Origin of the sequence: Marinilabilia sp. (assembly GCF_016278715.1) — a bacterium.
In the GTDB taxonomy this organism is placed as follows: Bacteria; Bacteroidota; Bacteroidia; order Bacteroidales; family Marinilabiliaceae; genus Marinilabilia.
This window is the reverse complement of record NZ_JADQBH010000032.1, coordinates 23,609-31,394: the sequence shown is the minus strand read 5'-3', so window position 1 is coordinate 31,394 and position 7,786 is coordinate 23,609. Positions and strand designations below refer to the sequence as shown.

The window sequence follows — 7,786 nt, the reverse complement described above, 5'->3', positions numbered from 1 at the left end:
TTTTGTATGCTTCCGGTTATCCAAAAACGGGTAGAAAAACGGTAATCCGGACCTAATATCTCTAAAGCAGTGGCAGTGGTAACCAGTTTCATTAAACTGGCTGATATCATAGCCTTTTTTTCGTTAAAAGAAACCAAATTCCTGCCTGTTTTCAAATCTCTGATAAGAATAGAAAACGACGCATACTCCGGAATACCTTTTGGCAACTGCTGAGAAGGCAACGGTTGCACAACAGAGAAAAAAACCGTCAACAATCCCAAAAACAAATGCTTAATCATAAACACCAAATTGTTTATCCAGCTTTTTCTTTTCCTGAAGTCTTTGAGCCAGTTCTATATAATAACTCTTAGCCATTTCCAGCTCATAATCGGCCAAACTAAGGTTTCCGACTTCCTGAAAATGTTCCATTGAACGATAGGCCCATGATGTGGCCTCAATAAAGTCTCCTTTTACCTCCTGAGTTAACGCCAAATTGTAAGCAGCCCTTGCTTTCTGCTTCTCGGTTCCTAATTCGTAGATGTGGAACCAAATACGCCCGGCTTCGTCCCAGTCACCTCTAGTGGCCTGTACGGATGCATCATAGAACAGTGGGTGTCCTTTCTTAAAGAAGTATCTTCTGGTTTTCTCCCAGGTAGGCGAAATATATTCAGAATATTGCTGTCCGGAATATGCAGCAGCTTCATTTAAAGCATCCCTTATAAGCGGAAGTTTTTCTACAGAACCAAGTATCGTAGGGCCTGTACTCTCCCAGAAAATGGTATCTCTTTGCAAATGAACGTCAAAAACATCATCAGCAATTTTATTGTGGATTTTCCAGTAAGCAGAAACCCGGGCATCGAGAGTGGCAAAATACTGATCGCCAAAATCCATTACATTTATAAGAGATCCGTATTCAAAATGCCCCAACTCTATTACAGCCTGAGCATTGTAAAAGTCACAAAGAGAATCAACTACAGCGGGAGATAACAGTGCCAAAGGTTTTCCCCCTTCAAGTGTATTGAAAGGCTGCTTAACAACATAAACCGAATCAAAAAAGGACTTTGCATTTAACGATTCCCCAAAAGACTGAATAATCCGACGTCCAAAATCATCCACCAAAATGGAATCTATTGCATATTCCCGTGTTGGCAGTTTAATTTTGTGCACGCCGCTATCGCCGGGTTGAAAAGGAAAAGCATTATCCACTACAACCACAGAAGCAATTTCGACAGGCACAATTACCTCAGCGGGCTTTAACACGTCCAACTCGATGGTTGAATAAGAAACACACCCGGACATCAAAAAGAATAAACCCGGGAAAATCCATTTTTTGATTCGGTTCATAAAGAGAATTTTAAAGAGCCTTTTTGAGGATAGCTACCACATCAGCGGCATCCAGCCGTTTAAAAGAGCCAATTTTTCCAAAGATACAAGCCTTTTTCCCCATCTCTTCAAAATGCTCACCGGGAATTTGCGCATCCGTCAGGGTGGCAGGCATTCCAAGCGAATTGAAAAACTCCCTGACTGCAGCAATTCCTTTTTCTGCGGCTTTCATATCATCCGGTTCTTCCACATTCCACACATTCCGTGCCATTTGCGCAAATTTTGACGATGTTTCCACACTCAGGACATATTTCATCCAAACCGGATGAATAATTGCCAGCCCGGCACCGTGTGTGAGGTCATAAATAGCACTCACCTCATGTTCAATGCCATGAGTAGCCCAATCACCCGTTTTCTTGCCGGTCAGTGTCAATCCATTCAGAGCAAGACTCCCTGCCCATAGCAAATTGGCTCGTGCTTCGTAGTTTTCAGGCTCAACAAGTGCAACCGGGCCATATTTTATACAGGTTTTCAAAATCGATTCGGCAATGATATCCTGAACAAAAGTGCCATCAGCGGGAGCAAAATAATTCTCAAAAATGTGGCTCATAATATCCACTGTTCCAGCTGCTGTATGGTACTTATTAACCGAAAAAGTATAAGTCGGATCCAACACGGAAAACTTAGGACGCAACTGGTCACTTCCCATTCCCCGTTTTTCCCGGGTTTCTTCATTTGTAATAACGGCATTTCCATTCATTTCGGAGCCGGTGGCAGCAAGCGTCAGAACAGTACCCAGTGGCACAGCATTTTCAACACGGGCTTTTTGCATCAGGAAATCCCATGCATCACCCTCATAATTCACTGCTGCAGCTATGGCTTTTGATGCATCAATAACGCTTCCACCGCCTATTGCCAGAATAAAATCAATTTGGTTGTCCCGGCAAAGTTTAACCCCTTCACGAACTGAAGTAATCCTTGGGTTGGGCTGTATGCCAGAAAGCTCAACAAAAAACAGGTCATTCTCCCGAAGCTGATTAACCACCTGGTCGTACAACCCAATTCGCTTTACAGAACCACCTCCATAGGTCAATAATACCCTGGAACCGTGTTCTTTGATTTCTTTAGCCGTTTCCGTAACCTTATCTTTCCCAAACAAGATTTTCGTGGGAACATGATAATTAAAATTTTGCATATTAGTTCTTTTTGTTCTCTTATTTAAACAATAAAAGGCACCTTCAGTTTGAAAGCGCCTTCTATTTTTTTTTAAGACAGAATCAGGTATTCATCCCGCCACAAACATTAATAACCTGCCCCGAAACGTAAGATGAAAGGTCAGAACCCAGGTACACACATGTGTTGGCTACATCTTCGGGGGTACCTCCTCGACGAAGAGGAATCTGGCTTTCCCATGTTTTTCTGACATCATCAGGCAAAGCACCGGTCATTTCTGTAATAATAAATCCGGGAGCGATGGCGTTGCTGCGAATTCCACGAGAACCTAACTCTTTGGCAATAGACTTGGTAAAACCAATCAATCCGGCTTTGGAAGCACTGTAATTGGACTGACCTGCATTTCCTGAAACGCCCACCACCGAACTCATATTAATAATAGAGCCAGAACGCTGCTTCAGCATGGTTTTCTGAACTGCTTTCGTGAAATTGAACGCAGATTTCAGATTGACAGTAATTACTGCATCCCACTGCTCTTCGGTCATTCGCATCAGAAGCGTATCTTTGGTAATACCGGCATTGTTCACCAGAATATCCACTTGTCCAAACTCCTTGACAATCTCTTCAACCACCTGTTGGGTTTCTTCAAACTTTGCAGCATTGGAGGCATAACCTTTAGCTTTTACACCCATTGCTGTAATCTCTTTCTCAGTGGCTATTGCAGCCTCATTGTATTCCAAATCGGTAAACGCAACATTGCATCCTTCGGCAGCAAATCGAAGAGCGATAGCTTTACCTATTCCCCGGGCTGCGCCGGTTACAATTGCGGTTTTTCCTTCTAGTAACTTCATTTCAAAATCTGGTTTAAATGTTTGATTTTTAATCTACAAAAACAAACTTTATTTTTTTTCGAACTGTAAAGATGTTAAAAGTTTTATAATTATCGGATGTTTTTGGACTAATTTAACAGCCTTTCACTCTCAAAAGCCGCGGTTTCAGTCGGTTCTCCCGCTCTCGTCAAGCGTTATTCTGGCTTTTGGCAAACATTGAGGATATTCCCTTTGCATAAAGGCAATCAGCTCTTCCCGCAATCTCACTCTCAAATCCCATGCTCTGGGCGAATTCGATGCACTCACCAGTGCCCTTAGCTCCATGGTTTTTTCCGTGCAATTGGTAACTTGTAAAACATTTACCTTCCCATCCCACTCGGGGATTTGTGGCAGAATACGCGTCATTTCCTCGCGCATTTTCTCAACCGGGAAACTATAATCAGCATATATAAAAACGGTTCCCATGATATCGGCAGAGTGACGTGTCCAATTTTGGAAAGGTTTCTCAATAAAATAGTTGATAGGAACAACCAGACGTCGTTTGTCCCAGACACGAATAACCACATAAGTCAGCGTTATTTCTTCAATCCATCCCCACTCTCCTTCAACAATTACAGCATCTTCGAGTCGTATAGGCTGGGTGATGGCAATTTGAAAACCTGCAAGTAAAAGCGAGAGACTTTTTTGAGCGGCAAAACCAAGAATTAAGCCTGCAATACCCGCAGAAGCCAATAAACTTAAGCCAATTTCACGAATTTTTTCAAAACTGAGTAAGGCTACGGCCAGAGAAATAAAAACAATCAGGAAAATCATTATTCGCTCAAAAACACGCATCTGAGTATGCATTTTTCGGGCTTTCAGATTGTTTTCATTGTCCATATTGTACCCGGTCAGTACAAAATGCTTAATGCTTTTAATGATAGCAATGCCCAGCCATGAGATTATGAAAACCAACAATAAAAAAACAAGTTGATTGGTTTCCACATTCCAGTAATCCTGGAAGTAAAAATTAAGAATGCTAATGGCAATACTTACAAGTAATAGTTTAAGTGGGGTTTTAACAAGATTAAAAACATTATCCAAACCGGTATTCAGTTGTCGGCGAATCACCTTTCTCAGCGTACGCGTCAGCCAGAGGCTCACTACCCATGTAGCAACCAAAACAATGGCCGAAACAAGTATGGGAATCCACCATGTTTCAGGTTCTGTATTATTTGAGAATAAATCTACCATATCAAATCTGATAATTACAATCGTTCTTCCAATGCTAACAGAACTTCTGATGCTTTTCCCACCACGTGAATATCTGTCAACGGACCTGTAAAGTTACTGGGTTTGGGATTGATCTCAATAATTGTTGCACCATTTCTTTTCGCCTCCCATGGAACCATTGCTGCAGGCATTACCTCACCTAAACTTCCGATTATCAGACATACGTCGGCTTTTCTTGCAGCCTCCAGGCTGCCCGCATAGGCATCGGTGGGTATAGATTCACCAAAAAAAGTAAAATCGGGTTTTACCAGTCCGCCACACTTGGGACAAGTTACAGGCAACTTCTGAAAATTCACCTCAACCGATGGAAAATAAAAGCCACATTTCGTGCACAGCATCCGTTGAGAATTCCCGTGAAACTCATAAACCACAGAACTTCCTCCTGCCTGATGTAGATTATCAATATTTTGGGTGATAACACATTTCAACAAGCCTTGCTGCTCCATTCGTCCAAGCACTTTATGAGCATCATTGGGTTGGGCCACCCCGAAATAGTCATAAAATATCTCCCGGATTACCCTCCATGAACTTTCGGGATTCTCATGAAAGTAATCCAAATCCAGAACCTGAGAATCATATTTGGCCCAGATTCCATTCTCCCCACGAAAAGGGGGTATTCCGCTTTCCACGGAAATACCTGCACCGGTAAAGGCGATTGTATATTTGGAATTACGTAAAGCATTAACCGCTTTTTCAAGCTGTTGTTCTCTCATAATATAATAATTTGTTGTTCGGTTTATAATAGAAAATAACAATTTTCCTGCGCTAACTAAGAAAAAAAGACCAATTATTTTTTTCCCTTGAGAAATCACAAATTAATGAAAAATGGGACAAAATGCTTCTCCTGATTCATAAATTCCTTTATGAAAAAGGTGATGAAGTTTGTTCTCGGATTTGCCAGAAATCGATTCCATCACTTTCTCAAATTCCATTGCACTCTCCATATTTTAAATGAAAAATCGTACACTCCCTACCCCTGCACTTTTGGGGATACTTCGGGAATCCGATTTTAAAATTGATCATATTAACTACTGCCAATGTTGTTTTTTAACTTTTTTATCAAAAAGTTAAAATAACAGAAAAACACTCTTTTTGCCTGACGACCCCTCAAAAATCAGAGTCAAACTCAAAATTTTTGATTAAAATTGCACTTACACCCAATAAAAAAACACATCACGACGCAGTAATTTGCCACTTTAATCAAACTCATTAACCAAACAAAAATATAACCCATGAAAAAGACAAAAAGACTGAAACAAAAAGTTATCCGTACCATTCTGGCTCCCTTATTTCTGATTTATATTATTTCCATTATCTATTTGTCTTTCAACTTCTACAACCAAAGCATTTCTCAAACGAAGAAATATGCCAAAACCCGGGTTGAAGAATTCTCCGCACTAATGACATCAAACCTTCAACAAGATATTGTTATCACCCGCACTCTGTCCGGGGTGCTGGAAACCCTCACAAATGAGCCCCCGGAGACCCGATTGGCAAGAAGCCGGGAAATTGCTCTTAAAACAGCTAAAAACAACCCCGAATACCTTAGTGTTTGGTTCAGCTGGCAATTGTTTACGCTGGATGATTCCTGGGAAAAAGACTATGGGAGAGTTCGGTTAAATGTGATTACCAAACCCAATACCTTTGTTTTGCGCGATACGCTTGACCTCGCGGGCGAAGCAAAAGAAGGGCTCTACCATCAGATCCATGAAGCAAACATGGAAACCATCACCAGTCCGTATTACGAAGATTATGAAGGAACCTATTCCGATTCCATACTTGCTACCAGCATCTGTGTGCCCTTAAATAGAGAAGGTATATTTACCGGACTGGTGGGCATCGATTTGGATCTAAGTTTTTTCCAATCGCTTATTGAGGAATACAACGGCGATAATGAAGAACAAATTGTTCTGTTCAGCAGTGACGGGAGAATAATTGCTTCTTCAGATAAAGCATTGCAAGGAAGTTTTCTGAAAAAAAAATTCCCTGAAATATTCAATGAATTTAACCTTTTTGCAGAGTTAAAAAAGCAAAATATCATTGAAACTGAGATCAGCACTAATGAATCAATAAACTACTATACCATCAGCGCCATTCAGCCCACCAAATGGCAAAGTGACTGGGGATTGGCAGTAATTACCCCTAGAGAATCCATCATTTCCCAAGGAAAAAAAAGTATGATTACCACCATCATTATCGGCTTGATTGGGCTAACAGTAATCACAGCATTACTTATGAGTATGGTTTTTAATATTGTATCACCTATCGGTAAAATCGCCATTTTTGCCAAAAATATTGAGAACGGTGATTTGAACGCGACCCTGGAGATTGAGAGAGATGATGAAATGGGACAAATGGTAAAAGCTTTAAGAAGTATGGCTTTACGCATAAAAGAGATTATTGCCTCCATTCACGCAAATGCAGCCACTGTGGATATTGCGGCCGAACACATAAACAATCATCTCCTGCAACTAACCGAAAGAACCAATCTGCAGGCGTCGTCCATGGAGGAAGTAAGCACCTCAATGAACGAAATCCTACACAGCACACGTTCGAACAGTGACCATGCCAACAGTACAGGAAAAATAAGCAGTCATTCAAATATTGAACTGGCTAACAGCGCTCAGGTTTTTTCCATGGCGGAAGAGAGTATTATTAATCTGAATGAGAAAATCATGATGATTCGGGATATTGCATTCCAAACCAATATTCTTGCTTTGAATGCGGCTGTGGAAGCAGCCAGAGCAGGAGAATACGGAAAAGGTTTTTCGGTGGTTGCCGGAGAGGTAAGAAAACTGGCAGAGCAAAGCAGTAACACCTCGGAAATAATGGAGCAACTGGCCGGGAAAAGCAAAACATCGGTGGAAGAAGTATCTCAAAAACTGAGCCTTCTCATTCCGAAAATAAAGAAAACATCCGAACTGGTTCATGAAATTATTCTGAACAGCGAAGAGCAAAATAGTGCTGTACAGCAAATCACTTCGGCAATTGACCAACTAAATGATTCAATACAAAATACAGCCAGAGAGTCAGATGAAATGACCCAATATCTGGAGCAACTTAAAAATAAGTCAGAGGAATTACGACAAAGTACTAAGGCTTTTTTCGCGAATTATTAATGCCCGGTTAACGTAAAAAGCTTGCTTCACTATACTCTCAATAACAGACGTTTGTACATCATAAGGGTTGTGAATAAGGGTTGATTTTCG

General features: G+C 41.0%; 7 protein-coding genes. 1 reads left to right on the top strand and 6 read right to left on the bottom strand.

Translation table 11 applies throughout. The features are described 5' to 3' along the window. The 6 genes from QZZ43_RS02235 to QZZ43_RS02210 form a co-directional block, all read right to left on the bottom strand. Nucleotides 1–278 (bottom strand): D-alanyl-D-alanine carboxypeptidase (locus tag QZZ43_RS02235; protein WP_291855830.1); only part of this gene is annotated, 278 nt, incomplete at its 3' end. Continuing rightward, the gene (locus QZZ43_RS02230) at nt 271–1,323 is read right to left on the bottom strand and encodes a DUF6340 family protein (protein ID WP_291855828.1); all 1,053 of its coding nucleotides are present in this window, start codon (nt 1,321–1,323) and stop codon (nt 271–273) included. The genes QZZ43_RS02235 and QZZ43_RS02230, both read right to left, overlap by 8 nt. Before the next feature lie 10 nt (nt 1,324–1,333). Further along, on the bottom strand, nt 1,334–2,497 hold the full coding sequence (locus QZZ43_RS02225) for an iron-containing alcohol dehydrogenase (RefSeq protein WP_291855826.1): 1,164 nt from the start codon (nt 2,495–2,497) through the stop codon (nt 1,334–1,336). A gap of 82 nt (nt 2,498–2,579) precedes the next feature. Further along, nucleotides 2,580–3,326 carry a 3-oxoacyl-[acyl-carrier-protein] reductase gene (gene fabG / locus QZZ43_RS02220; protein ID WP_291855824.1) on the bottom strand — a complete coding sequence of 249 codons (747 nt, stop codon included), beginning with the start codon at nt 3,324–3,326 and terminating at the stop codon, nt 2,580–2,582. Between the two features lie 144 nt (nt 3,327–3,470). After that, nucleotides 3,471–4,538: a mechanosensitive ion channel family protein gene (locus QZZ43_RS02215; protein ID WP_291855822.1), complete on the bottom strand. Its 1,068-nt coding sequence runs from the start codon at nt 4,536–4,538 to the stop codon at nt 3,471–3,473. A 14-nt stretch (nt 4,539–4,552) separates the two neighbouring features. Then, on the bottom strand, nt 4,553–5,290 hold the full coding sequence (locus QZZ43_RS02210) for an NAD-dependent deacylase (protein WP_291855820.1): 738 nt from the start codon (nt 5,288–5,290) through the stop codon (nt 4,553–4,555). Between the two features lie 519 nt (nt 5,291–5,809). On the opposite strand from QZZ43_RS02210, the gene QZZ43_RS02205 reads away from it, so the two are divergent. Continuing rightward, the gene (locus QZZ43_RS02205; protein ID WP_291855818.1) at nt 5,810–7,696 is read left to right on the top strand and encodes a methyl-accepting chemotaxis protein; all 1,887 of its coding nucleotides are present in this window, start codon (nt 5,810–5,812) and stop codon (nt 7,694–7,696) included. Nucleotides 7,697–7,786 lie beyond the last annotated feature (90 nt).